The 21,399-nt window shown below is 70.5% G+C and carries 21 protein-coding genes; 4 read left to right on the top strand and 17 right to left on the bottom strand.

Going from position 1 to position 21,399, the window contains the following annotated elements; all coding sequences use genetic code 11:
* The first annotated feature begins 170 nt into the window (after positions 1-170).
* A complete protein-coding gene (locus ACSQ3D_RS22910; RefSeq protein WP_436128457.1) occupies positions 171-1,055 on the top strand; it encodes a gamma-glutamyl-gamma-aminobutyrate hydrolase family protein in 885 nt (294 codons plus the stop codon).
* A 43-nt stretch (positions 1,056-1,098) separates the two neighbouring features.
* Here ACSQ3D_RS22910 and ACSQ3D_RS22905 read toward each other — a convergent pair whose 3' ends face one another.
* Positions 1,099-1,497, bottom strand: a complete 399-nt coding sequence (locus ACSQ3D_RS22905) for a hypothetical protein (protein WP_156370425.1) — start codon at positions 1,495-1,497, stop codon at positions 1,099-1,101.
* 234 nt (positions 1,498-1,731) lie between these two features.
* Here ACSQ3D_RS22905 and ACSQ3D_RS22900 point away from each other — a divergent pair, with 234 nt between their 5' ends.
* Both ACSQ3D_RS22900 and ACSQ3D_RS22895 read left to right on the top strand, forming a co-directional pair.
* Entirely contained in the window at positions 1,732-3,012 is a 1,281-nt protein-coding gene (locus tag ACSQ3D_RS22900) for a putative DNA modification/repair radical SAM protein (RefSeq protein ID WP_436128456.1), read from the top strand.
* 146 nt (positions 3,013-3,158) lie between these two features.
* Entirely contained in the window at positions 3,159-4,046 is an 888-nt protein-coding gene (locus ACSQ3D_RS22895) for a TIGR03915 family putative DNA repair protein (protein ID WP_436128455.1), read from the top strand.
* A gap of 54 nt (positions 4,047-4,100) precedes the next feature.
* On the opposite strand, the gene ACSQ3D_RS22890 is transcribed toward ACSQ3D_RS22895, so the two are convergent.
* Both ACSQ3D_RS22890 and ACSQ3D_RS22885 read right to left on the bottom strand, forming a co-directional pair.
* Complete coding sequence (locus tag ACSQ3D_RS22890; RefSeq protein WP_436128454.1) at positions 4,101-5,087, bottom strand: flavin-nucleotide-binding protein; 987 nt, start codon at positions 5,085-5,087, stop codon at positions 4,101-4,103.
* Entirely contained in the window at positions 5,084-5,728 is a 645-nt protein-coding gene (locus tag ACSQ3D_RS22885; protein WP_436128453.1) for a glutathione S-transferase family protein, read from the bottom strand. Before ACSQ3D_RS22885 ends, ACSQ3D_RS22890 begins: the two co-directional genes overlap by 4 nt.
* Before the next feature lie 108 nt (positions 5,729-5,836).
* Between ACSQ3D_RS22885 and ACSQ3D_RS22880 the strand changes: the two genes are divergently transcribed.
* On the top strand, positions 5,837-6,778 hold the full coding sequence (locus ACSQ3D_RS22880) for a LysR family transcriptional regulator (RefSeq protein WP_436128452.1): 942 nt from the start codon (positions 5,837-5,839) through the stop codon (positions 6,776-6,778).
* Between the two features lie 81 nt (positions 6,779-6,859).
* On the opposite strand, the gene ACSQ3D_RS22875 is transcribed toward ACSQ3D_RS22880, so the two are convergent.
* The 14 genes from ACSQ3D_RS22875 to ACSQ3D_RS22810 all read right to left on the bottom strand — a co-directional run bounded on the left by ACSQ3D_RS22875 (position 6,860) and on the right by ACSQ3D_RS22810 (position 21,388).
* Positions 6,860-8,152: an MFS transporter gene (locus ACSQ3D_RS22875; protein ID WP_436128451.1), complete on the bottom strand. Its 1,293-nt coding sequence runs from the start codon at positions 8,150-8,152 to the stop codon at positions 6,860-6,862.
* Positions 8,145-8,693, bottom strand: a complete 549-nt coding sequence (locus ACSQ3D_RS22870; protein WP_436128450.1) for a hypothetical protein — start codon at positions 8,691-8,693, stop codon at positions 8,145-8,147. Before ACSQ3D_RS22870 ends, ACSQ3D_RS22875 begins: the two co-directional genes overlap by 8 nt.
* 119 nt (positions 8,694-8,812) lie before the next feature.
* A complete protein-coding gene (locus ACSQ3D_RS22865; RefSeq protein ID WP_436128449.1) occupies positions 8,813-9,781 on the bottom strand; it encodes a hypothetical protein in 969 nt (322 codons plus the stop codon).
* A 181-nt stretch (positions 9,782-9,962) separates the two neighbouring features.
* Complete coding sequence (locus ACSQ3D_RS22860) at positions 9,963-11,135, bottom strand: SLC13 family permease (protein ID WP_396505689.1); 1,173 nt, start codon at positions 11,133-11,135, stop codon at positions 9,963-9,965.
* A gap of 364 nt (positions 11,136-11,499) precedes the next feature.
* Complete coding sequence (locus ACSQ3D_RS22855) at positions 11,500-12,906, bottom strand: sigma-54-dependent transcriptional regulator (RefSeq protein WP_436128448.1); 1,407 nt, start codon at positions 12,904-12,906, stop codon at positions 11,500-11,502.
* Positions 12,891-14,450 (bottom strand): sensor histidine kinase, encoded by a 1,560-nt coding sequence (locus tag ACSQ3D_RS22850; protein WP_436128447.1) that lies wholly within the window; start codon positions 14,448-14,450, stop codon positions 12,891-12,893. Before ACSQ3D_RS22850 ends, ACSQ3D_RS22855 begins: the two co-directional genes overlap by 16 nt.
* A gap of 259 nt (positions 14,451-14,709) precedes the next feature.
* Positions 14,710-16,344 (bottom strand): S-layer protein, encoded by a 1,635-nt coding sequence (locus ACSQ3D_RS22845; protein WP_436128446.1) that lies wholly within the window; start codon positions 16,342-16,344, stop codon positions 14,710-14,712.
* A 340-nt stretch (positions 16,345-16,684) separates the two neighbouring features.
* Entirely contained in the window at positions 16,685-17,221 is a 537-nt protein-coding gene (locus ACSQ3D_RS22840) for a prolyl hydroxylase family protein (protein WP_436128445.1), read from the bottom strand.
* Between the two features lie 51 nt (positions 17,222-17,272).
* On the bottom strand, positions 17,273-17,746 hold the full coding sequence (locus tag ACSQ3D_RS22835; protein ID WP_436128444.1) for an FKBP-type peptidyl-prolyl cis-trans isomerase: 474 nt from the start codon (positions 17,744-17,746) through the stop codon (positions 17,273-17,275).
* A gap of 166 nt (positions 17,747-17,912) precedes the next feature.
* Complete coding sequence (locus tag ACSQ3D_RS22830; protein ID WP_436128443.1) at positions 17,913-18,998, bottom strand: pirin family protein; 1,086 nt, start codon at positions 18,996-18,998, stop codon at positions 17,913-17,915.
* A 289-nt stretch (positions 18,999-19,287) separates the two neighbouring features.
* Positions 19,288-19,656, bottom strand: a complete 369-nt coding sequence (locus ACSQ3D_RS22825) for a DUF1428 domain-containing protein (protein ID WP_436128442.1) — start codon at positions 19,654-19,656, stop codon at positions 19,288-19,290.
* A 95-nt stretch (positions 19,657-19,751) separates the two neighbouring features.
* Complete coding sequence (locus ACSQ3D_RS22820; RefSeq protein ID WP_436128441.1) at positions 19,752-20,237, bottom strand: DUF1579 domain-containing protein; 486 nt, start codon at positions 20,235-20,237, stop codon at positions 19,752-19,754.
* 54 nt (positions 20,238-20,291) lie between these two features.
* Positions 20,292-20,951: a glutathione S-transferase family protein gene (locus ACSQ3D_RS22815; RefSeq protein ID WP_436128440.1), complete on the bottom strand. Its 660-nt coding sequence runs from the start codon at positions 20,949-20,951 to the stop codon at positions 20,292-20,294.
* A gap of 8 nt (positions 20,952-20,959) precedes the next feature.
* A complete protein-coding gene (locus ACSQ3D_RS22810; protein WP_056411656.1) occupies positions 20,960-21,388 on the bottom strand; it encodes a VOC family protein in 429 nt (142 codons plus the stop codon).
* Between the last annotated feature and the right edge of the window lie 11 nt (positions 21,389-21,399).

The raw sequence follows: 21,399 nt of genomic DNA, 5'->3' as shown, positions 1-21,399 counted from the left end.
ATTTCATGAAGAAAGCCACATTTTGTTGCGCCGCGTTACCAGAGCGGGGGGCGCTCAGGGGTGCACGCCACTCTCCTACAGACGCCCTGCATGCCGCAGTGCTACAACGGAGCAGACCTTTTCATCGCATCTGCAGCACCGTGTCAGCGTGCTGCCCGGAGCCTCCGTCCATGCCCACTGATCGCCGCCTCAAGATTGGTTTGTCTGCCTGTTTCCAGCACGCCGACCCCACCCGCCCGCTGTTCACCAACAAGACCCTGCAGTACGTCGAGCAGTCCATCGCGCACTGGATCATGTCGGCCGGTGCGATGGTGGTGATGGTGCCCTGCCCCACCGGCGAGACGGCGCGCGGCGACGTGACGCTGGCGCACTATGCCGAGTGGCTCGACGGCGTGGTGATGCACGGCGGCGCGGACGTGTGGCCGGGCAACTACGGCGAAGAGCCCCTGCGGGAAGAGTGGATCGGCGACCGCGTGCGCGACCTGTACGACCTGGCGGTGGTCAAGGCGTTTGCCGAAGTGCGCAAGCCCATCTTCGGCGTGTGCCGCGGCCTGCAGCTGATCAACGTGGCCTTTGGCGGCGCGCTCTACCAGGACCTGCAGACCCAGCACCCGGGCGCGCTGCAGCACCGCAATGCATCGACCTACGACCAGCACTTCCACGACATCCACATCGTCGAAGGCACGCGCCTGGCGCAGCTGTACCCCGAGAAGGCCCGGGCCCGCGTCAACAGCATTCACCACCAGGGCATCAAGACCGTGGCCCCCGACTTCGTCGTCGAAGCCCTGAGCGAGCCCGACGGCGTGCCCGAGGCCATCCGCCTGCAATCAGCACCGGGGCGCGGCTACATCGCCGCCACGCAGTGGCACCCCGAGTTCCACAAGGTCGGCACCGACACGCTCGACGACACCGCCATCCTGCAGGACTTTCTGGCGGCCTGCGCAGAAGCCAAGGCTAACCCGCCGGCCGTGAGCCACCCCCCCGGCATGCGCGACCGCGCCACCCGCCTGCTGCGCCAGGCGCTGCGCCGGGACCGTAGCCGGGCCCAGTCGTGACACTGCCCGGCTGAGAGGCGTCAGCCGCGCATCGACCGCCGCATCAGCGGCACTGGGCCAGCGCTTCCTTCTCGGTCTTGACCTCGACGCCTCGACAGAAGTAATAAGGCACGGCGCACTGCAGATACTTGCGCCCGATGTCCTTTGACACGGCGGTGCTGGCCACCAGGGCCGGCGTGGACGGGGCCTGAGACACCGTGCAGGCATCTGCCCGGCGGGCGATCTCGCGCAGGCATTCCTCGTTCGACAGGTTGAAGCGCTTGCGCGCATCCGCGCACTGCTGCAGGGCGACCTCGCGCCACAGTTGCAGGATGTCGTCGCGGGGAATCGGGCGTGCTTCCACGGTCTTGAGGCTGTAGGGCGCCTGGGCAATGGCGCCAGCCACCAGGCCGGCCAGCACCAGGGCCACGCCAGAGGAACGCAAGGATCTGCAAGATGTCATGAGCGGGCTCCTTGGGGATGCAGGGACATGCAAAGAGACTGCATTGTGCCCAGCCAGGCAGCGCGCAGGCGCGGCTTTGGGCACAGCGAAGCCGTCGGCGATGGATTTTCATGCTTTTTTTGGCCTCCAGCGCTTATCCAGCCAGCGCAACAAGCTACATATTCAATAGCAAATCCCAGGAGCGCAGATGCCCCCACACTCGCCTTGCAGCGGAAAATACTGTAAATTCATCCAGTGCAATTACAGTCCAAACTCGCCATCCTGGCCGACGCCGCCAAGTATGACGCCTCGTGCGCATCCAGCGGCGCAGCGCCGCGCGACTCGGTGGGCGGGCGGGGCATGGGCTCCACCGAGGGCATGGGCATCTGCCACAGCTATGCACCGGACGGGCGCTGCATCTCGCTGCTCAAGATTCTGCTGACCAACTTCTGCCAGTACGACTGCCTGTACTGCGTAAACCGGGTCACCAGCAACGTGCCGCGCGCACGCTTCACCGTCGATGAAGTGGTGCAGCTCACGCTCGACTTCTACCGGCGCAACTGCATCGAAGGCCTGTTCCTGTCCAGCGGCATCATTCAGAGCCCCGACTACACCATGGAGCAGGTGGTGGAGGTGGCCCGCGTGCTGCGCGAAGACCACGACTTTCGCGGCTACATCCACCTCAAAACCATCCCGGATGCGTCGCCCGAGCTGATGGAGCGTGCCGGCCGCTATGCCGACCGCTTGAGCATCAACGTGGAGCTGCCCACGCCCGAAGGCCTGGCCGCCCTGGCACCCCAGAAGGACGGCGCGGCGATTGAACGGTCCATGGCGCGCATGGCGGTGCGCATCGAGGACGCGCGGCAGGCGCGCAGGGAGCAGGCCGCCGCCAAGGTGGTGTCGATGCCCGCCACCACACGCACCCTCACGCGGCGCGCTGCGGCGCCCCACTTCGCGCCGGGCGGGCAGAGCACGCAGATGATCGTGGGCGCCGACGCCACCGACGACCGCACCATCCTGGCCACCAGCGCGGGCCTGTATGGCGTGCACCGGCTGCGGCGCGTGTACTACTCGGCCTTCAGCCCCATCCCCGATGCGGCGCGCGCGCTGCCGCTCATCGCCCCGCCCACCGTGCGCGAGCACCGGCTCTACCAGGCCGACTGGCTCATGCGCTTTTACGGCTTCACCCACGGCGAGATCGTGCCCGCCAGCCAGGGCGGCATGCTGGCGCTGGACATGGACCCCAAGCTCGCCTGGGCGATTGCGCACCGCGAGCGCTTCCCGGTCAACCTGAACACCGCCCCGCGCGAGTTGCTGCTGCGCGTGCCCGGCTTCGGCGTGCAGACGGTGGACCGCCTGCTGGCCGCCCGCCGCGTGCGCCGCCTGCGGCATGCTGACCTCACCCGTCTGCATGTGCCGCTCAAGAAGGTGCTGCCGTTTGTGGAAGCGGCCGACTACCGCCCGGGCCGCGCGCTCGATGCCGCGGACCTGGCCGCCCGCCTCGCGCCGCCGCCCGCGCAGCGCAGCCTGTTTTGAGGGACCGATCGATGCCCCGCTGCGCCAGCAAGACCCTCCCTGCGCCCTCGGGCCCCGCCCGGGCCACGTTCTGCGGCAGCACCCTGGCTTCGACGGGCTCAGCCCGACCGGTCCGTGGCGCGCATTACCACGTGCCTCGATAAGCCATGGCACAACACACTGTGACGCTCGACCACCCGACCGACTGGGCCGGTTTTCGCCATGCCGCGCGCACGCTGGTGCAGGCCGGCGTGCCGCCGCAGGCTGTCGACTGGTTCACCACGCAGGACGTCGCGGAAGACTTGTTCGCCAGTCCAACTGCTGGCTTTGGCACCGATGCTGATGCTGCCGCATCGACGCCGCTCGACCTGGCCGCACTGCAGCCCCGCACCGACCGCCCAGCGCCGCGCGTGCCCGAGGATTTCGTGCGCCTGTGCGAGCGCCTGGTCTTGCACCGCAACCCCGCGCGCTTCGCGCTCATGTACCGGCTGCTGTGGCGCCTGGCGCACGACCGCGCGCTGCGCCACGACCCGCTGGACGCCGACCGCATGCAGGCCCACCACATGGTGCGCGCCGTGGCACGCGACATGCACAAGATGCACGCCTTCGTGCGCTTTCGCCCGGTGACCGACAGCGACGGCCACACCGTGCAGGTCGCCTGGTTCGAGCCCGACCACTACATCGCCGAGGCCAACGCGGGCTTCTTCGTGCGGCGCTTCACGCAGATGCACTGGGCCATCCTCACGCCCGACGCCAGCGTGCGCTGGGACGGCACGGCGCTGCATGTGGGCCCCGGCGGCCAGCGCAGCGACGCCCCGCCGCCCGACGCCGGCGAGGCGCTCTGGCTCACCTACTACCGCCACATCTTCAACCCCGCGCGGCTCAAGACCACGATGATGAAAAAGGAAATGCCCACCCGCTACTGGCGCAACCTGCCCGAGGCCGCGCTGATCACCGAGCTGTCGCACGGTGCGCACGAACGCAGCGGGCACATGGTGGAGGCCGAGGCGAGCACGCCGCGCAAGCGGATCGCGCCGATGCGGCGGCACGGATAAACCCTGGTGGGGCATGCCGGGGCCAATGTCACGCCCTACCCCACCCTACCCCCCCTACCCCGCTGCCCGTGCCCGCAGCACCCCGAACTGCGGCGCAGCCTGCGCCGCCGTCCACCGCCACGGCAGCGCATTGGCCCGCCACACGCCCCCCAGCACCTGCAGCCGGAGCACGCGCTGCGCACCGGGCCAGGGCGCGCGGGCGGTGTCGTCCCACAGCAGCTCGGACCGGGCCGCGACGTGCAGCAGGCCGCCGCCGTCATAGTCCACCCACAGCAGCCCCGCCAGCGGGTGCAGGGCCAGGTTGCCCAGCGTGTTGAAGAATAGATTGCCCGGGTAGTCGGGCACCGACAGCACCACGCCGCCCTCCTCCCTGTGCGCGATGTGCACGAAGCCCGGCTCGCCGCCGCGGTGCGATACGTCCACGCCTTCGTTGCGCGCTGCGCCGGGGCGCGCGGCCGAGGCGCTGGCGATGAACAGCGTGTCGCTGCGGGCGATGAGCGCGAGCGCGGCGGCGTCGAGCTGCGGGCCCAGGGCCTGTGCGGGTGCGGGCGGGGTCACCACCTCCCGCAGGCCGGGCGCGCGCGCCTGGATGTACTTGGGGCAGTTGCCGAAGCTCTGCACCACGTCCACCGCCAGGCCCTGCGCACCGAAGGCGGCCACGCGCCCGTTCATGCGGTTGCGGCGGCGCGTGTGGGGCTCCAGGCCCAGCACGCCCACGGGGGTGCCGGGCGCGAGCTGCGCGAGCGCCGGGTCCGCCGCATCGGGCGGCACCGCGACCTGCATGCTGTGCGCATCGGGCGTGTGCACAAAGCCCGGGGGCCCCGCCACCATGGTGGCCCAGGGCTGGCCGTCGGCGTCGAGCGCACCCAGCAGCAGCGTGGGCAGCTTCTCGAACAGCTCGCGGTGCTGGTCGGGCATGTGGTCGCGCAGCACCATGGGGCCGATCTCGCCCATGCGTTCGCGCACGCCCACGCGGTCCTGCAGGGCCTGCTCGCCCGCGTGGAAGGCCGGGGCTTCAGGGGGCCGCAGGCCGGCGCTCATGCGGGTACCGCTGCAGCGGCCTCGGGCAGGCGGTCGGCCAGCGGCACGTAGCCCGGCAGGGCCTCCATGCGCGCCACCCACGCGGCCACGCGCGGGTGGGCGGCCAGCGGCAGTCCGCCGATGGGTGCCTGCGAGATATAGCTCACCATGGCAATGTCGGCCAGGGTGGGCGCGTCGCCGTCCAGCAGCCAGGTGCGGCCTTGCAGCTCGCCCTCCATGAAGGCCAGCAGCCGCTGGCCGATGGCCTGGGAGGCTGCGTTCAAGGGCTTGCCTGTGATGGCGGCAAAGCGCGGCACCGCCACGCCCGGCGCCAGCAGGCCGGCGGCCAGGCTGAACCAGCGCTGCAGGCGCGCCTGGCCCACCGGGTCCTGCGGCATCCAGGCGCTGCCGGGGGCGTAGCGCTGCACCAGGTAGACCAGGATGGCGGTGCTGTCGCTCAGCACCACGGTGCCATCCACGATGACGGGCACCTGGCCCAGGGCGTTCAGGGCCAGGTGCTCTGCGCGCTGGTGCTCGCCCTGCAGCAGGTTCACCTCGGCCAGCTGGTAGGGCAGGCCCAGCAGGGACAGCATCAGTTCGACGCGGTGGCAGTGGCCGGACACGGACATGCGGTACAGCGTGATGGGTGGGGTGGGGGCCATGGTGTCGTGTCCTTGGTGTCAGAAGTTGTGCAGGACTCGACCTTATCTATTGCGCGCCACGGCGTGAATAGCGATAGTGCGACTTTCAAAATTGCACGAATCGAAACAATGGACCATCTGGAGACCCTGCGCTGCTTTGTGGCGGTGGCCGATGCGGGCGGCTTTGCGGTGGCGGGGCGGCGGCTGGGCTGCTCGGCGGCGGCGGTCACGCGCGCCATCGCGGCGCTGGAGGCGCGCCTGTCGGTGCTGCTGTTCCAGCGCAGCACGCGCATGGTGCGGCTGACCGAGGCGGGCGAGCGCTTTCTGGCCGACTGCCGCCCGCTGCTGAGCGACCTGCACGAGGCCGAACAGGCCGCGCGCGGTGCGCAGGCCGAGGCGCAGGGCCTGCTGTCCATCACCGCGCCGCAGATGTTCGGCATTCAGCATGTGGCGCCCATCGTGCTCGACTTCCTGCAGGCGCATCCCCGGGTGCAGGCGCGCACGCTGTTCGTCAACCGCGTGGTGCATCTGCTGGAGGAGGACATGGACGTGGCCGTGCGCATCGCGCACCTGCACGACTCGGGCCTGACCGCGCTGCAGGTGGGCGCGCTGCGCCGCATGGTGGTCGCATCGCCCGGCTACCTGGCGCGGCACGGCGAGCCGCGCCACCCGCACGAGCTGGGCCAGCACCGCGCGATTGCGTTTTCGTTCGACGCGCGGGCACCCTCGCCCTGGCGGTTTCGCGATGGCACCACGGGCACACCGCAGCAGGCCTGGATCAGCAACAGCAACGAGGTGGACATCGCCGCGGCCGAGGCGGGCCTGGGGCTCACCCGCTGCCTGGCCTACCAGGCCGCCGCCAGCCTGCGCGCCGGGCGCCTGCGCATCGTGCTGGCCGAGCATGAGCCCGACCCGGTGCCCGTGCACATCGTCTACCCCGCGGGGCGGCGCGCACCGGCCAAGGTGCGGGCCTTCGTGGAGTTCGCACGGCACCGCCTGGCTGCCGAGCCGGTGCTGCAGGGCCGCGGCCTGGCACGGCGCAGCAGCAGCACCAGAAGCAGCAAGCGGTGAGCACCGGCGGGTGCGCGGTGGACCACGCAGTTCAAGGCCATTTCATGGCCTTGCGCTCGCTGCCATTGCGCAAGCAGCTATCTAATCAATAGCAACCGCACCATCGATCACCGGCGCGTGCCGCTGCGCCCACCAGAACATCGGCAATGCCACCAGCGCCGCCACCGACAGCGCGACGAAGGCCAGGCCGAAATGCTGCCCGGCACCCACCACCGAGTTGGCCAGCGTGGGGCTGAGCGCCGCGCCCACGCCCTGCAGCGTCATCACCAGGCCCAGCGCGGTGTTGAAGCGGCCGCTGCCCTGCGTGAAGCGCTGCACCATGAGCGGCGTGGCCACCCCCAGCGCGCCGGCGGCCAGGCCGTCCAGGATCTGCACCGGCACGTTGCCCCAGTCGGCGGCGATGAGGTAGGCCAGCGCGCCGCGCACCGGCAGCACCAGGATGGCGGCGTACACGAACCACGCCACGTCGAAGCGGCGGCTGCGCGACACCCAGAGCGCCACCGGGATCATCGTGACCTGGGCCACCACGATGGCGATACCGGTCCACAGCAGCGGCGACGAATCGGCCACGGTGGCGGCCAGCCGCTGGTTGAGGAGTGGCAGCATCGCGGCATTGCCCAGGTGAAAGAACAGGCAGGTGATGCCGAACAGCAGCAGCGGCTTGTTGGACAGCAGTGCGCCCCAGCCGGTGCCGCGCTCGACATGCTCGCCCAGCGTCTCGGGCGACTCGCAGCCGCGCGCGGCCTGGTGGTCGATGTCCCCCGCGCGGATCGACAACACCGCCAGCACCGCGCCCACGGTCATCGCCGCCATCACGGCCAGGATCCAGTGCGCGCCGAACCAGTGCGCCACCAGCCCCGCGCCGATGGCCGACACCATGTTGCCCGCGTGGCTCCAGGCCTCGTTGCGGCCCGTCTGGTGCTTGAAGCCCGAAGCCCGCGCCAGCCCCAGCGTGAGCGCGGCCATGGTGGCCGCCAGCAACGCCCCGGCCACGCCGGTCATCACCTGTGATGCGATCAGCCACGTGCCCTGCAGCGTCGAAAACGCGAGCGCGCTGGCCGCCAGGATGGCGAGCGCAGCCACCACCGTGAGCAGGCGCTTGGCGCGCGAGCCGTCCACCCACGCGCCGGCCAGCGGCGTCATGGCCATGCCCGCCAGGCCGCCAGCGGTCATGGTGTAGCCGATGAGCTCCTGCTGCACCTGGCTCTTTTGCAGGTAGGTGGCCAGGAACGGCCCCAGGCCGTCGCGCACATCGGCCATGAAGAACGCCAGCAGCGCCAGCGCCATCAGCGAGCCCGGCACCGCTGCCGGGCCCGCGCCAGCCTTGCTGCCGGCGGGCAGGCCGCCGGCAGTTACCGCGCCGGCATCAGCCATGGCCGGGCCCCACGGGCTTGCCGTTCACCGTGCGGGCCTGCACCACCTGGCCGCCGCCGGTGGCCAGGGGGCGCACATCGCCCTCGGCCTTGACCTTGTCGCCGACCTTCAGGCCCAGGTGCTTCAGGCCGTCGGGCTTGGTGTGGATGAAGTCGCCGGTGTCCAGCACCACCCCGTTGGGCTCGCCGTGCTTGGCGTAGTTCAGGCGCGCCACGGTGCCTGCCACGTGGCCGGGGTGGTGGTGCGGCGCGGCGGGCTTGCCGTCGACCGAGACCACGCGTTCCAGTTGGTAGACCTCGTGCTCGGACTCGCCCTTGGGCGAGGGCTCGGCCACGGTGCCTTCCAGCACCACGGCCTGGCCGGGCTTCAAGGCAGCAAGGCTTGCCGACGCGGCGCTGTCGTGCGCGTCGCACACGAACTGGGCGGGGGCGCCTTCGCTGTCGATCATCACGCCTTCGATGGTGCCCTTGGGGCTGTAGATCAGGTGCTGGAACTGGCCTTCGACGGACCAGACGTCGATGTCATGGGGTTTGGCGGGCATGGGAATCCTTGTGTGAAGTGAATGAAAAAACGCGAAAGAAAAATGCAAGAGAAAAAGGACTGACAACGCTGCAGGGACCCGTCAGGCTGCGGCTGCGACACCGCCGGCCTGACGACAGGTCACGACGCGGGCTGCGGGGCTGGCACAGGTGGTACTGGCGGCGCCATGGGCGCTCCCGGCCCGGCTGCCGGCGGGACACCGGCAGGACCCGCAGGCCCGGGGCCTGGCTCGCGGGGGCCTTTGGGGCCGGCAGGACCGCGTGCTCCGGGGCCGCCCTTGGGACCGGCCTGGGGCGGCTGGGCTCCGCGCGGACCGGGCAGCGGGGGCTCCACGCCAGGGCCTGCGAACAGCTCGCGGGCGGTGTCGGCAGCAGGGCCCATCGCCGTGGCCTCCAGCGCACTGCCATGCGGCCCGCGAGAGCCCCATCCGCGTGCGAACAAGGTGCTGCCCGGCTGCAATGACGCCGCCATGGCCGTGCCCACATGCGGCGGAAAGCGCACGATGGTGCCGCTGTCCATCAGCACGCCGTTCGCCTCGCCGCCGGGGGCGTACAGCACCTGGGCCACGCGGCCGCTGGCGCTCATCGCGGCCAGCGCAGCGGGGTCGGGCCGCGGCGCAGGGGCGCTGCCCGAGGCGGGTGGCGTGTCTTCGACCGTGCGGCCACCGACGGTCAGCCGCACGGCACGCAGCACCGGCGCATTGGGCGCACGCCAGCCGCTGACCTGCACCGTGTCGCCGGGCCGCGCGGCCTGCAGCAGGGCTGGCGAGAGGTGGGGTGGCAACTGCACCTGCGTGCCGTCGGTCAGCAGCAGGCCGTCCACGTCGCCGCCGGGGTTGACCAGCCAGCGCTTGAGCTGGCCGGAGACGACGGGCGCCGCGCCTTGCTGCGCCGCATCGGGCGGCGGCCGCAGCGGCCGCGCGGGGCGTGCGCCGGGCGGTGGCAGGGCACCGGGTGCGCCTGCGAGACCGGGGACCGCTGCGCCGGCTGGTGGCGGCGCGAGAGGCGGTGGTGGGGGCTGCTGGGCCCAGGCAGCACCTGCCAGGCACAGGCCTGCGCACAGGGCAAGGGGACGAAGGGAATGTCGCATGGATCAACTCCAGTGGGTGGGAATGCCCTGGCTGTACTCACATTGCGTGCCAGGCACGATTCCCTTTCAAATCAACCACTTGCATCGTTGCACCGCCGGCTGGCTGCATGCGCGGGGGACACCCTGGCGTCCGCTTTGCGGACAGGTGGCACAGGCCATACCCCCCATCGCCGCCCCCGCATCACCCCATCCGCAGCCACAGCGCCGACAGCGCACACACGATGAGGAAGGGAATGCTGATCTTGTGGAACTCGCGCAGGCCGTGGGGCAGGCGCGCCAGCCGCAGCGCGATCAGGTTGGCCAGCGACCCCAGCACACAGCCGAAGCCGCCCACGCTCACCCCGGCGGCGAGCGCGGGCAGGTCGCGCACCGGGCCGTCGAGCAGGATGGCCGCAGGCACGTTGCTGATGAACTGCGAGGCGACGATGGCCGCCAGGTACGCGCGCCAGCCCTCGGCAATGGGCGCGTGCTGCAGCAGGCTGGCCACCGCGGGCAGCTCGGCCAGCTGGCGCAGGTCCACGAACATGAGCGCGATGATGGCCAGGAGCGCCCAGTCCACCCCCTTGAGCACGCGCGGGTAGAACACCAGGAATGCGCCGAACACCAGCGCCAAACCGGCCACCAGCCAGTGCCGCTCCAGCGCCACCACGAAGGCGACGAAGAGCACGCCGGCCAGCGTCAACAGCCGGGGCTGCACGGCCGGGGCCTCGGTCGCAGGGCGCAGCGTGATCGCGGTGCGCGGCACCAGCACCCACACCGCCACGAAGAGCCAAAACAGCATGATCGCCACCGTGGGCGCCATCATCCCCATGAAGCCGAGAAAGCTCTCGCCCGAGCGGTGCCAGAGGTACAGGTTCTGCGGATTGCCGATGGGCGTGAGCGCAGAGCCCGCATTCACCGCCAGCGCCTGCAGCACCACCAGCCGCGCTAGCGGCAGATCGGCCTGGGTGGCGAGCACGCGGGTCAGCGGCACCAGCAGGAACAGGCTCACGTCGTTGGTGACCAGCGCCGACAGCACCGCGGCACCTGCCGTGAGCAGCATCGCCAGGCTGCGCAGATCCGTCACGCGGCCCAGCAGCCGCTGGGCGGTGGCCTGCAGCATGCCGCTTTTCTCCACGCCCTGGGTGATGGCCAAAAGACCCGCCAGCGCGCCCACGGTCTGCCAGTCCACCAGCCGCAGGTAGTCCATGGGTGCGCGGGGCCGCAGCACGGCGAAGAGGACGGCCACGGCCACCAGCACCCACAACAGGCCGTTGCCGCCGCCGGGCGCCTCATCGGCTGCAGAGGACGCGCTGTGGGAAGGCGCAGTGGATGTGGCAGGTGCGTTTGCGCGGGCGGGAGAGGAGTCGGTCATGGACGGGTGAAGGTAAGAAAACGAGGCGCGCGGAGCGATGAGAACGCGACAGCGACATCGAAAGCGGCAACGACGGCGGCGGACACAGAGGCAGGCATGGGCCGGTCACAGTGCCAGCCCAATGGCCAGTGCGTGCAGCGCGCAGGAAGTGGTGTGGCACTCAAGACCCGTGCCCGCTGTTCAACACTGCACGAACGCCGCCCCGTACAGGGCGGCCGGGCTGCCAGGCACGTTGGCGTGGATGCAATGCGGACAGGCGGTGTCCGCGGATGAGACACCTGGGCGCGCGACGGCGACAGCTTGTAGCCGCACTGGTGGCGCGCGCAGGCTGCCGGCCGCGCGCGCGGAGCGTTCATCGCCATCGCTACTCCAGCCCGTACTGCGACAGCTTGCGGTACAGCAGCTGCCGGTGGATGCCCAGGCGCCGCGCGGCTTCGGCGCGGTTGCCCTGGGCGCGCTGCAGGGCCTGCTCGATCAGCAGCCGCTCCAGCCGTTCCACCGCCACGGGCAGTTCGGTGTCGAACCAGTCGGCGGGCAACGCGCTGGCGGCGCCTTCCGCGCCCACAGCATGGGCATCGGTGGGCGCGGAGCCGTGTGCCAGGTCGCCCTGCACGTCCGCCGCGCTGATCACCGGGTGGCGCACCAGCGCCTGGCAGCGCTCCATGCGGTTGCGCAGCTCGCGCACATTGCCGGGCCAGCGGTACTGCAGCAGCGCCTGCGCCGCGTCGGCAGACAGCGCCTTGGGCACGCCGTGGCCCGCTGCCAGCCGCAGGAAATGCTCGGCCAGCGGCACGATGTCGGCCAGGCGCTCGCGCAGCGGCGGCACGCGGATCGACAGCACGTCGAGCCGGTAGTACAGGTCTTCGCGAAAGCGCCCCGCGCGCACCGCCGCGGCCAGGTCGTGGTGGGTGGCAGCCACCACGCGCACGTCGACCTTCACCGTGCGGTGGCTGCCCAGCGGCGTCACCTCGCCCGCCTGCAGAACGCGCAGGATCTTGGCCTGCACCGGCAGCGCCATGTCGCCGATCTCGTCGAGCAGCAGCACGCCGCCGTCGGCCGCACGGAAGCACCCGGGCCGGTCGCCGGTGGCGCCGGTGAAGGCGCCGCGCACGTGGCCGAACAGCTCGCTCTCCAGCAGCTCGGGCGGAATGGCCGCGCAGTTGATCGCGACGAAGGGCGCGTGGGCGCGGTCCGAATGCCGGTGCAGCGCCCGCGCCACCATGTCCTTGCCGGTGCCGGTCTCGCCCAGCACCAGCACCGGAACGTGGCTGGCCGCCGCCAGGCCGATGCGCTTGTGCACCTCGCGCATCGCCTGGCTGGGGCCGACGAGGGTGTTCTCGTCATCGTTGCCATCGCGGCTGTCCTCCGCGCCGTGGGCGAGCTGCCGCGCCGTGTCGGGCGACGCCGTCTCCTGCCGCAGCGCGCGGGCCAGCACCTCGATCACCGCGTCGCGGCCGATGGGCTTGGCCAGGTGGTCGAAGGCGCCCAGGCGCATCGCGTCGATGGTGTTGGCGCCGCTGGCATACGCCGTCAGCACGATGACCGGCGGCAGGCGGGGCAGCCGGGCCTGCAATGCGGCCAGGGTCTGCAGGCCGTCCATGCCGGGCATGCGGTGGTCCAGAAAGACGGCGTCGTAGCGCTGGCGCGGCATGCCTTCGAGCGCTGCATCGCCGCTGGCGGCCTGGTCCACCGTGTGGCCCAGGCCCTCCAGCGTCTCGGCCAGGGTTTCGCGGAAGGCGTCGTCGTCGTCGACGATCAAGAGGCGTGCCATGGAAGCTCCAGTGCAAAGCGGGTGCCGCGGGGCGGCGCGGCGGCAGGCGGCGTGGCGCCTGCGGGGTCGTGGTGGGGCGCTGCGGGTACGTCGATTGCTTCGGGTGCTTCGGTGGAGGCCGTGGCGGTGGCGCCGCCCAACGCCACATGGTGCAGGTCACCGCCATGGGCCAGCGCCACCTCGCGCGCCAGCGCCAGGCCCAGGCCGGTGCCGTCGGCGCGGCCGGTGGCAAAGGGCTCGAACAGCCGCGCCTGCAGCGCCTCGGGCACGCCCGGGCCGTCGTCGTCCACCTGCAGCACCAGGCGGTCCGCGGGCTGCACCACGGCACCCAGCGTGACTGTGCCCCCCTGCTGCGCGTGGCGCACCGCGTTGTCGAGCAGGTTGTCGATGGCGCGGCCTACGTGCTGCGGGTCGAACTCGGCCTGTGCGGGGGCGCCGGGCCGCAGCACCAGTGCCACGCCGCGCCCGGCGGCGCGGGGGGCGGCGGCATCGAGCCGCTCCTGCAGCCACGCGGGCAGGTCGATGCGCCGGGGGGCCAGGTTCAAGGGCTGCACCAGCGCGAGCAGGCTTTGCACCAGGCCTTCCAGCCGTTCGATCTGGCCGAGGATGGCGCGCAGCGCCGCAGGGTGGCGCTCGGGCGCAGCGGCCAGCGCGTTCTCGGCCTTCAGGCGCATCGCGGCGATGGGGTTGCGGATCTCGTGGGCCAGGCCGCCGGTCATGCGGCCGAGCGCGGCCAGGCGCTGGTCGCGGCTGCGCTGCTGGGCGGCGGCGCGCAGCTGGGCGCGAGTGTCTTCAAAGCGCAGGCGGTAGCGGTTGAAGCCGTCGACGATGCGGTCGATCTCGCGCACGCCCGTGGGCTCCAGCACCGGCACCGCGTCGCCCTCGGCGGCGGCCAGGCGCGCCTCCAGCCGCTGCACCGCCCGCAGGCCGCGCAGCAGGATCAGGCCCAGCCAACCACCCGAGGCCAGCACGGCCACCAGCAGCACCGCCAGGCCGATGCGCAGGCTGTTCTCGGCCGCCAGCGCGCCGGCATGGGTGCGCGTCATGGTCCAGGCGGCCAGGTCGTTGCCCGGCGCGGCCAGCGGGCAGGCGGTGACGATGAGCGCCTCGCGGCTGCCGCGCACCACGTCGGTCTGGGGCTGGCGGGTGCGGGCGGCCAGCTCGGCCATCTCCAGGATCAGCGGCTGCTCGGCCGCAGGCACGTCGCGCTTGACGCCGCTGCCTTCGTAGGTGGGGTAGGCATACGCCAGGAACCCGCCCTGGGCCTGCCACACGCCCCCCTCGACATGCGGCACCTCGATCAGCACCAGCTGCAGCAGCACCTGCAGCAGGTCGATCTGCGGCTGCGCGGGCGCGGGCTGCGGCACCGACCGCGCGTAGCGTGCGGCGATGGCGCTGCACGAGCGCTCGGCCGCCGTGCGGCCGGCCGCCAGCTGGGCACCGGCACTGCCCCGGTAGACCGACACCATCACCACCGCCAGCGTGGCGCAGATGGCGAACAGCAGGACCCAGAAGAAAACCAGCTGGCTTCGGAGCGATCTCATGGCGGGCGGGCGGGCGGGCAGGGTCGGTGGAAGGTGGGGGGGGGTGCGAGGTCGACGTTCACGCCAGCCGCAAGGGCGGCCGGGGTCGCCACCCGCCATTCGGTGCTCAGGCACCAGGGTGCGGGTGACAGCCCGCGGACATCGTATCCAAGTTGACACCCGCGGCGTGTGAGGCAAACGGGCGTCCACAGCGGGCTGTGCGCCTACAGCGCGGGGGTGATGCGCCACCCCGGCGGGCGGAACCACCGCCACCCCGCTCTCAGCGCACCGACACGAAAATCGGGTTCGAGTAGAACCACAGGTTGCCGTAGTTGCGGTCGTTGATCTGGTCGTGCCGGGTGGCCGCGTCGGCGGTCTTGACGGGCTGGTCGGCCAGCGGCTCGCCCTGGAGCGTGAGGCCCGCGACGTTCTCGCCCAGGTTGGTGCCGCGCAGGCGGAAGTACTGGCTCTTGGCCGCGGGCAGCGTGATCTCCATGGCGTAGTAGCCGTCGCTCTCCTGCGTCCAGTCCGCCGCGGTGAAGCGCTTGACGACGCGGGTGCTCGCGTTCGTGGCCTGCTGGTAGGCGGCCGTGCCGGGCTGTGCCCGGGGGCCCACGTCGCCCGCGATCAGGTCGATGTGGTCCACCTTGGGCGTCATGTTGCCCAGGTTGCCGCTGCTGACCGGGCGCTGGTAGTTGTTGACCGGCGGGCTCTTGAAGCGGATGCGCACGGTGACGGTCTCGCCCTTGGTGGCCTTGAGGTCCTGGCCCATGGTGGCGGTGCCTTCGGCGCCCGTGGCGTTGAAGTCCAGGCCGTTGATTAGGTCGCCGAACACGCCGAAGCTGCGGCCCGCGCGCAGGCTGTCCACCACGCCGGCGATGCCGGCCTGCGACTGCGACTTGGTCTGCCAGACGTAGTTCTTGGCGTATTCGCCCGGGTAGTAGCCGCTGCTGTTGTTGTTGGCGTCGATCTCGAAGTGCGAGTCCGAGTTGGCGATGTTCCAGATGCGCCGGCCTTCGCCCAGCAGCGCGTCCCACGTGCCGCCCAGCTGCGCCACCACGTAGTCGACACCGCCGTAGGTGCGGTTGGGCTTGTTGGCGTCGATGTAGGCCGAGGTGTAGCCGCCGCGGTCGGGTTCGAGCTGGTTGCCGACCATGCCTTCGATCGCGAAGACGATCCGGGGCGCCAGGTCGTGCATCTCGCGGATGTTGGCGATCGTGTACTTGCCGGGGTTGCGCGAAGGGTGGTTGATGGTGGCGTAGCTGGTGTTCGGGTGCTTGTCTTTGAGCCAGGCGATGGCCTTCATCGCGTCTTCGCCGGTCTTGTTGTAGCGCTCGGGCGACTGCGCCTTCCACCGCGCGACGTCGGCCGCATCGAACAGCGACTCGTCGCCCGTGGTGAAGCGGTACTGGAACTCCTTGGCCGCGCTGGCCGAGGTCTTGAAGGTGGGGCTGCCTTCGAAGATGCCGACGTTGACGTGGTCGCGCGTGGGCATGTCCCACTCGAAGGCCGAGAAGATGGTCTTGTCGGCGTAGGTGCCCGCGGCCTGCAGTGCGGCCACGCGGGGCATCTCGTAGGCCTCCATGCCGTAGGCAAAGGCCTTGGGCGCCGGCAGGGGGTTGGCAGCGTGGTCGTACTTGGACGAGCGCAGGTGGTTGCTCAGCGACATCCAGTCGAGGTGGTAGGTGCCGAACGCCTTGCCCAGCACAAAGTCGAGCGTCTGGGTGGTGCGCGAGTCATCGGACTGCACGGTGTGGACGTGCAGGTCGCCGGTGGTCCAGCGGCCGGGTTCAGCGGCCGGCGTGCCGTCGCCGGAGCTGCCGCACGCGCCGAGCAGCAGCAGGGAAAGGAGCGCAGCAGACGCCAGGGGCGCGCGGCGCGCAGGGGGGACGCGGGATGGGAATGGGGAGTTCATGAATCAAAGGGATGGTGGAGTGGCGGTGGGGCCAGTCCGCCATGGAGCCCGCACAACGCGTGGTTATAGGCAGGGCATATGAACGTTCCGTGACGCGGTCGGGAGGCTCTTTCAGCGTTGGAAAAAGGCGCTTTTCAAGCGCTGCGCGCCTATGGGCAGGCGTGTTTTCGGAGGGTGCTGGCGGGCCCTGGCACACACCCTGCGATGCTGAAACCACAGGCGCCTTCAACAGGAAATGGGGAGCGCGCGCCGCACTTCAGCGCAAGCTGCGGCAGCCGAAACCGGGCCGTCGGTGCGGGTGGCAGGCGCCAGGGGATTGGGGCTGGGTATGCCCCGGGCCTCAGCCGTAGAGCACGTCCGAGCGCAGCACGTACTTGGTGCCCTCGGTGACGGCGGTGCCTTCGTGCCAGGTGTCGTGGACAAAGAGCAGCGCGCTGCCCGTGCGCGGTGCCACGGCGAACTCGCGGAAATCCGTGGTGCCACCGGAAAAGTCGTCGTTCAGATACACCAGCAGCGTGAGCTGGCTGGTCAGCCCCGACTCCATCCACGGGCCGTCCTTGTGCATCTTGAAGCGCTGGCCGGGGGAGTATTTATAGAACCGCAGGTCCTTGGGCAGCCCCTGCGCCACCTGCGTGCCCACGGCGGGCAGGGCCACCTGGCCGAGCCGCTGCCACAGCAGCGCCACCCAGCCGGGCGCCTCGACCATCACGCGCTCGTTGTTGCGCACCAGGGGCATCGCCTTGGGGCCGCCGGTGGTGCGCACGCCCGCGGCGCTGAAGCCGCCCGCCTCCGCCAGCTCGACCAGCTGGGCGCATTCATCGGCCGACAGGAAGTCCTGCAGCGAAAAGGCCCGCTCGGAGTGACGGATCAGGCGCATGGGTCGTGCGGCGCGGTGCGTGGGTGTGGGTGTGGTGCCAGGTGACCGCTTTCAATGCTGGTGGCCGTGGTCGCCGTGCACGTGGCGGTGCGCAATCTCTTCGGCGCTGGCGGCCCGCACTGCGGTGACCTTGCAGCTGAAGGTGAGCGCCTGCCCGGCCAGCGGGTGGTTGCCGTCCAGGTGGACTTCGGGGCCCTTGATCTTGACCACGTTGAACACCGCGGGCTGGCCGTCGGTGCCCACGCCCTGCAGCTGGCCGCCGACCTTCACGCCGGGCGGGAACTCGCTCTTGGGGATGGTGCGCACCAGGCCTTCGTCGCGCACGCCGAAGGCGTCTTCCACCGCCAGTTGCAGCGTGGTGGCAAAGCCCACGGCCTGGCCTTCGAGTGCGGCTTCGACCTTGGGGAAGATGTTGTCATAGCCGCCATGCAGGTAGGCCAGGCTGCCGGCATCGAGCGGCTTGCCTTGGGGCGTGGTCACCTTGTAGGTGATGGTGACGGCGGAGTCTTTGGTGATGGTGGTCATGGCTCGCTGGCGCTTTCGTCTGGGTGTCTAAAAAAGAGGGCGCAGCGCAGCGGTCGGCCAGCGGGCACCAACCCCTGGCAGCGCTGCGCGCGTCGAAACCCTGGATTGTCCACGAGCCGCCCGGCGCCTGCCGGGGAGCCCCGGCGACCCCACCGGGCGAAGGTGTTCAGGCCTGCACCGCCGCTGCGGCGTCCTCGCCCGGGCGCTCTTCCTCGGCTTGGCCGGGGTAGCGCGCAAAGCGGCGGGCTTCAGTGCCGTGCACAGGGTCCTGGTCGTCCCAGGGCCAGCCGCCGAACTGGGTGCGGCGGTAGTCGTTCATGGCCTGCATGATCTCGGCCTGCGTGTTCATCACGAACGGGCCGTACTGCGCCACGGGCTCGCCGATGGGGCGGCCCTGCAGCACCAGGCATTCCACGGTGGTGGGGCCGGTGTTGGTCAGCAGCCAGTCCTCGGTGGCGCGCACCTGCAGCGCGGCGTGGCGGTCCACGTCCTGCGGGCCCACGCGCAGGCTGTCGCCGACGAAGAAGTACAGCATGCGCTGCGTGCCTTCGCCCTGCGCGGCGGGCAGGGTCCACTCGGCGCCCGGGTCCATGCGCAGCGTCCAGATGGCGACGTCGCCCTCGGGCTGCGAGGCCCAGGACTCCGGCGGTGGCGCCAGGGGGTCGGGCGCGCCGGGCAGCGCACCGGCCACCACGGTGACGGTGGTCGCGCGGCCGGCGGCGTCGTTGTGCACCAGGCGCGGAATGCGCTCGTCCCACAGCATGGTGAAGTGCGGCTCCACCATCTTGTTTTTGGCAGGCAGGTTCAGCCAGATCTGGAACAGTTCGAGCGGGTTGGGCTCGGTGGCGTTGAGCAGCGGGAACATCTCGGAATGCACGATGCCCTTGCCGGCCGTGACCCATTGCACGTCACCGCCGCCAAAGCGCGCAGCCGCACCCAGCGAGTCGGAGTGGTCGATCAGGCCCTTGCGCACCAGCGTCACGGTCTCGAAGCCGCGGTGCGGGTGGCCGGGAAAACCGGGCACGGTGTCGCCGTGGTACATGCTCCAGCCGTCCTTGCCGCTGAAGTCGCTGCCGATCTGGCGGTCTTCCACCGGCACGGCGGGGCCGAACGCGGCGTTGCCTGCGGGGTAGGCGTCATCGTGGTGGGCGCAGAAAAGAAACGGGTCCATGGTGGGCCACTGCGGGCCCAGCAGCTGGGCCCGGACGATGGGGACCAGCGTGGCGGTGGTGGCAGGGGTGGACGACGACATCAGGGGGCTCCTCGTGTTGTGCACCGCCACTATCGGACGGTTGCCTGTCGAATATGGAGCCCATGGTGCCTGAACAGAAGGGCGGCGGATAGGACAGTGCGGTGCGCCGGGCGGGACAGTGGGGGCTTGGCGGCTCACCCAGCCATGCCGGAGATATTTGACAAAATTCGGCTCCAGCGCTTGTCTGGCAAGCGCAGATAGCTATGGTTTTGATATCAGGACAGCCATCGTGATGGTCGCCCTTCTCGTCCCATGGCCCGGGCCCGGGCGGCACGACTGCGACAGCGGCTCAGGCCTTCACCTCGACCACCGGTACGAAGCCGCCGAAGATCATGCGTTTGCCATCAAACGGCATGGGCGGGTTGCCGGGTGTGGAGGGGTCCATGCGCGGGTCTTCCATCATCTTCTTCATGCCCGCATCGCGCGTGGCTTTGTCCGGCCATTCGATCCAGGAGAAGACCACCGTCTCCTCGGCCGTCGCCTGGACCGCGCGGCGGAAATCGGTGACTTTGCCGTCGGGGACGTCATCGCCCCAGCCTTCGATCACGCGCAGAGCGCCGAGCTCGATGAATATCGGGTCGAGCTGGCGTGCGTGCTCAATGAATTTCTGCTTGTTGGCGGTGGGGACCGCGATCACGAAACCATCGATGTAAGACATATCCTGACTCCTGTGAGGTTGACTGTTCGAACTGCCCACCTGGGGCGTCTCATCCCGTATTCACCCGGCCCTGCGGACCGGACCCCGCCTTGCCATCAGTTGCGACTGTACGTCGCCTGCATGAACTGCTTCCAGCTCCCGTCCGGCTGCTGGCCGAATGAGGTGAGCGTGCGTTCACGGGGGCCCACAAGGGTGATGACGTCGCGGTAGCGCGCCGTGGCGCCATCGCCCTTGAAGCTCGGGCCTTCGGTTTCCAGCGTGAGCACCTTCTGGCCCGCGTCCAGCGTGCCGCGGTACACCCACATGTGGGTCATCATCGATCCGACCCAGGTGCCGAGGAACACGTTCTGCTCAGGGTCATAGCCCAGCGTCATCTGCATGCGCGCCTCGCCGCCACCGCCGGGCATGGTGCCCGCGCCTTCCATGATGACCCACAGGTCGCCGAGCGCGCGCACGTGTTCCGTGCCGGTGCCCTTTTCGGCCGGCTGGTCGGGGCCCATGTCGCAGTCGGACGTGCAGGTCCAGTCGCCCAGCAGCTGTTGCAGCCAGCGGTGCATGGCGTGGGGTTCGGTGTTCATCATGGTGGTCTCCTTGGTGGTTTGATCCTTGGGGGTCGAAGGCGGAGCGCGCTGCGCTCAATCGCGGTCTGGCGCGCCCAGTGGAAAGTAGTGGCGGTAGGGACGTCCGCCATCCACCGCCTGCGCAAACGACGGGCGGGCCAGCAGCCGGGCCCGGTAGGCGCGCAGCATGGGGTAGGCGTCGGCAATGGGATGCGTCCAGTCGGCGTAGAACAGCGCGGGTGCCGCGGCGCAGTCCGCCATCGTGAAATCGGCGCCTGCGGCCCAGGTCCGGCCGCCCCACTCGCCTTCCAGCCACGCGTAGGCCTTTTGCAGCTTGTCGGCCGCCGCGGCCACGCCCTCTGCGCGGCGGGCCGGGTCGCCGGTGAGCGCCGCGCTCACGGCCTGCTGCACCGGGGCCATCACGTGCAGGTCGAAGAAGCGGTCCATGAACCGCACCTCCAGCGCGGCCTTCGGGTCGAGCGGTATCAGGCGCACGGGGCCCGGGTGGGCCAGTTGCAGATGCTCGATCACGATGCTGCTCTCCACCACCGTCCGCTCGCCGTCCAACAGCACCGGGAACATCGCCAACGGCCAGTGGCGCAGCCACTCGGCGGCGTGGCCGCCCGGCGCGGCGGGGTCTAGATTGCGCAGCTCGTACGGTGTGCCGGTTTCATGCAGCGCGGTCAGCACCTTCTGGGTGTACGACGAAAAGGGGTGGCCGTAGAGGGCAAGCATCGGCGCGCTCATTCGGGTGCCACCACCATCCACGACACGCCGAAGCGGTCGGCCACCATGCCGAAGGCCTTGGAGAAGAAGGTCTTGGTCAGCGGCATCTGCACCTGGCCGCCGTCGGCCAGCGCATCGAAGTAGCGCCGGGCCTCGGCTTCGTCGGCAGGGCTCAGGGCCAGCGAGATGCCCTGGAAGCTGGCCTTGCCCGAGCCCATGCCGTCGGACGCCATGAGCTGCGTCTCGCCCACGGTGAACGCGGCGTGCATGACCATCTCCGGCGTGGGGCCGGGCCCGCCGCCCTCGGCGCAACCCGGGCCGGCGGCGGGATCGGGGTTGTCCTTGTAGCGCATGAGCGTGGTCACCTGGGCGCCCAGGGCGCTTCGGTAGAAATCCAGGGCCTCTTCGCAGCGGCCTTCAAACATCAGGTACGGCTCGATCTTCATGGCGGTCTCCT

This window comes from Acidovorax sp. LjRoot117 (assembly GCF_964252695.1).
Lineage (GTDB): Bacteria > Pseudomonadota > Gammaproteobacteria > Burkholderiales > Burkholderiaceae_C > Acidovorax.
Note: the sequence above shows the minus strand (reverse complement) of the source record. Positions and strands in the feature narration are given on the sequence as shown.

Excerpts from the sequence above, each read along its gene's own strand:
- ACSQ3D_RS22910 (WP_436128457.1), top strand. The coding sequence starts at position 171 with ATGCCCACTGATCGCCGCCTCAAGATTGGTTTGTCTGCCTGTTTCCAG.
- ACSQ3D_RS22905 (WP_156370425.1), bottom strand. The coding sequence starts at position 1,497 with ATGACATCTTGCAGATCCTTGCGTTCCTCTGGCGTGGCCCTGGTGCTG.
- ACSQ3D_RS22895 (WP_436128455.1), top strand. The coding sequence starts at position 3,159 with ATGGCACAACACACTGTGACGCTCGACCACCCGACCGACTGGGCCGGT.
- ACSQ3D_RS22890 (WP_436128454.1), bottom strand. The coding sequence starts at position 5,087 with ATGAGCGCCGGCCTGCGGCCCCCTGAAGCCCCGGCCTTCCACGCGGGC.
- ACSQ3D_RS22885 (WP_436128453.1), bottom strand. The coding sequence starts at position 5,728 with ATGGCCCCCACCCCACCCATCACGCTGTACCGCATGTCCGTGTCCGGC.
- ACSQ3D_RS22880 (WP_436128452.1), top strand. The coding sequence starts at position 5,837 with ATGGACCATCTGGAGACCCTGCGCTGCTTTGTGGCGGTGGCCGATGCG.
- ACSQ3D_RS22875 (WP_436128451.1), bottom strand. The coding sequence starts at position 8,152 with ATGGCTGATGCCGGCGCGGTAACTGCCGGCGGCCTGCCCGCCGGCAGC.
- ACSQ3D_RS22870 (WP_436128450.1), bottom strand. The coding sequence starts at position 8,693 with ATGCCCGCCAAACCCCATGACATCGACGTCTGGTCCGTCGAAGGCCAG.
- ACSQ3D_RS22865 (WP_436128449.1), bottom strand. The coding sequence starts at position 9,781 with ATGCGACATTCCCTTCGTCCCCTTGCCCTGTGCGCAGGCCTGTGCCTG.
- ACSQ3D_RS22860 (WP_396505689.1), bottom strand. The coding sequence starts at position 11,135 with ATGACCGACTCCTCTCCCGCCCGCGCAAACGCACCTGCCACATCCACT.
- ACSQ3D_RS22855 (WP_436128448.1), bottom strand. The coding sequence starts at position 12,906 with ATGGCACGCCTCTTGATCGTCGACGACGACGACGCCTTCCGCGAAACC.
- ACSQ3D_RS22850 (WP_436128447.1), bottom strand. The coding sequence starts at position 14,450 with ATGAGATCGCTCCGAAGCCAGCTGGTTTTCTTCTGGGTCCTGCTGTTC.
- ACSQ3D_RS22845 (WP_436128446.1), bottom strand. The coding sequence starts at position 16,344 with ATGAACTCCCCATTCCCATCCCGCGTCCCCCCTGCGCGCCGCGCGCCC.
- ACSQ3D_RS22840 (WP_436128445.1), bottom strand. The coding sequence starts at position 17,221 with ATGCGCCTGATCCGTCACTCCGAGCGGGCCTTTTCGCTGCAGGACTTC.
- ACSQ3D_RS22835 (WP_436128444.1), bottom strand. The coding sequence starts at position 17,746 with ATGACCACCATCACCAAAGACTCCGCCGTCACCATCACCTACAAGGTG.
- ACSQ3D_RS22830 (WP_436128443.1), bottom strand. The coding sequence starts at position 18,998 with ATGTCGTCGTCCACCCCTGCCACCACCGCCACGCTGGTCCCCATCGTC.
- ACSQ3D_RS22825 (WP_436128442.1), bottom strand. The coding sequence starts at position 19,656 with ATGTCTTACATCGATGGTTTCGTGATCGCGGTCCCCACCGCCAACAAG.
- ACSQ3D_RS22820 (WP_436128441.1), bottom strand. The coding sequence starts at position 20,237 with ATGATGAACACCGAACCCCACGCCATGCACCGCTGGCTGCAACAGCTG.
- ACSQ3D_RS22815 (WP_436128440.1), bottom strand. The coding sequence starts at position 20,951 with ATGCTTGCCCTCTACGGCCACCCCTTTTCGTCGTACACCCAGAAGGTG.
- ACSQ3D_RS22810 (WP_056411656.1), bottom strand. The coding sequence starts at position 21,388 with ATGAAGATCGAGCCGTACCTGATGTTTGAAGGCCGCTGCGAAGAGGCC.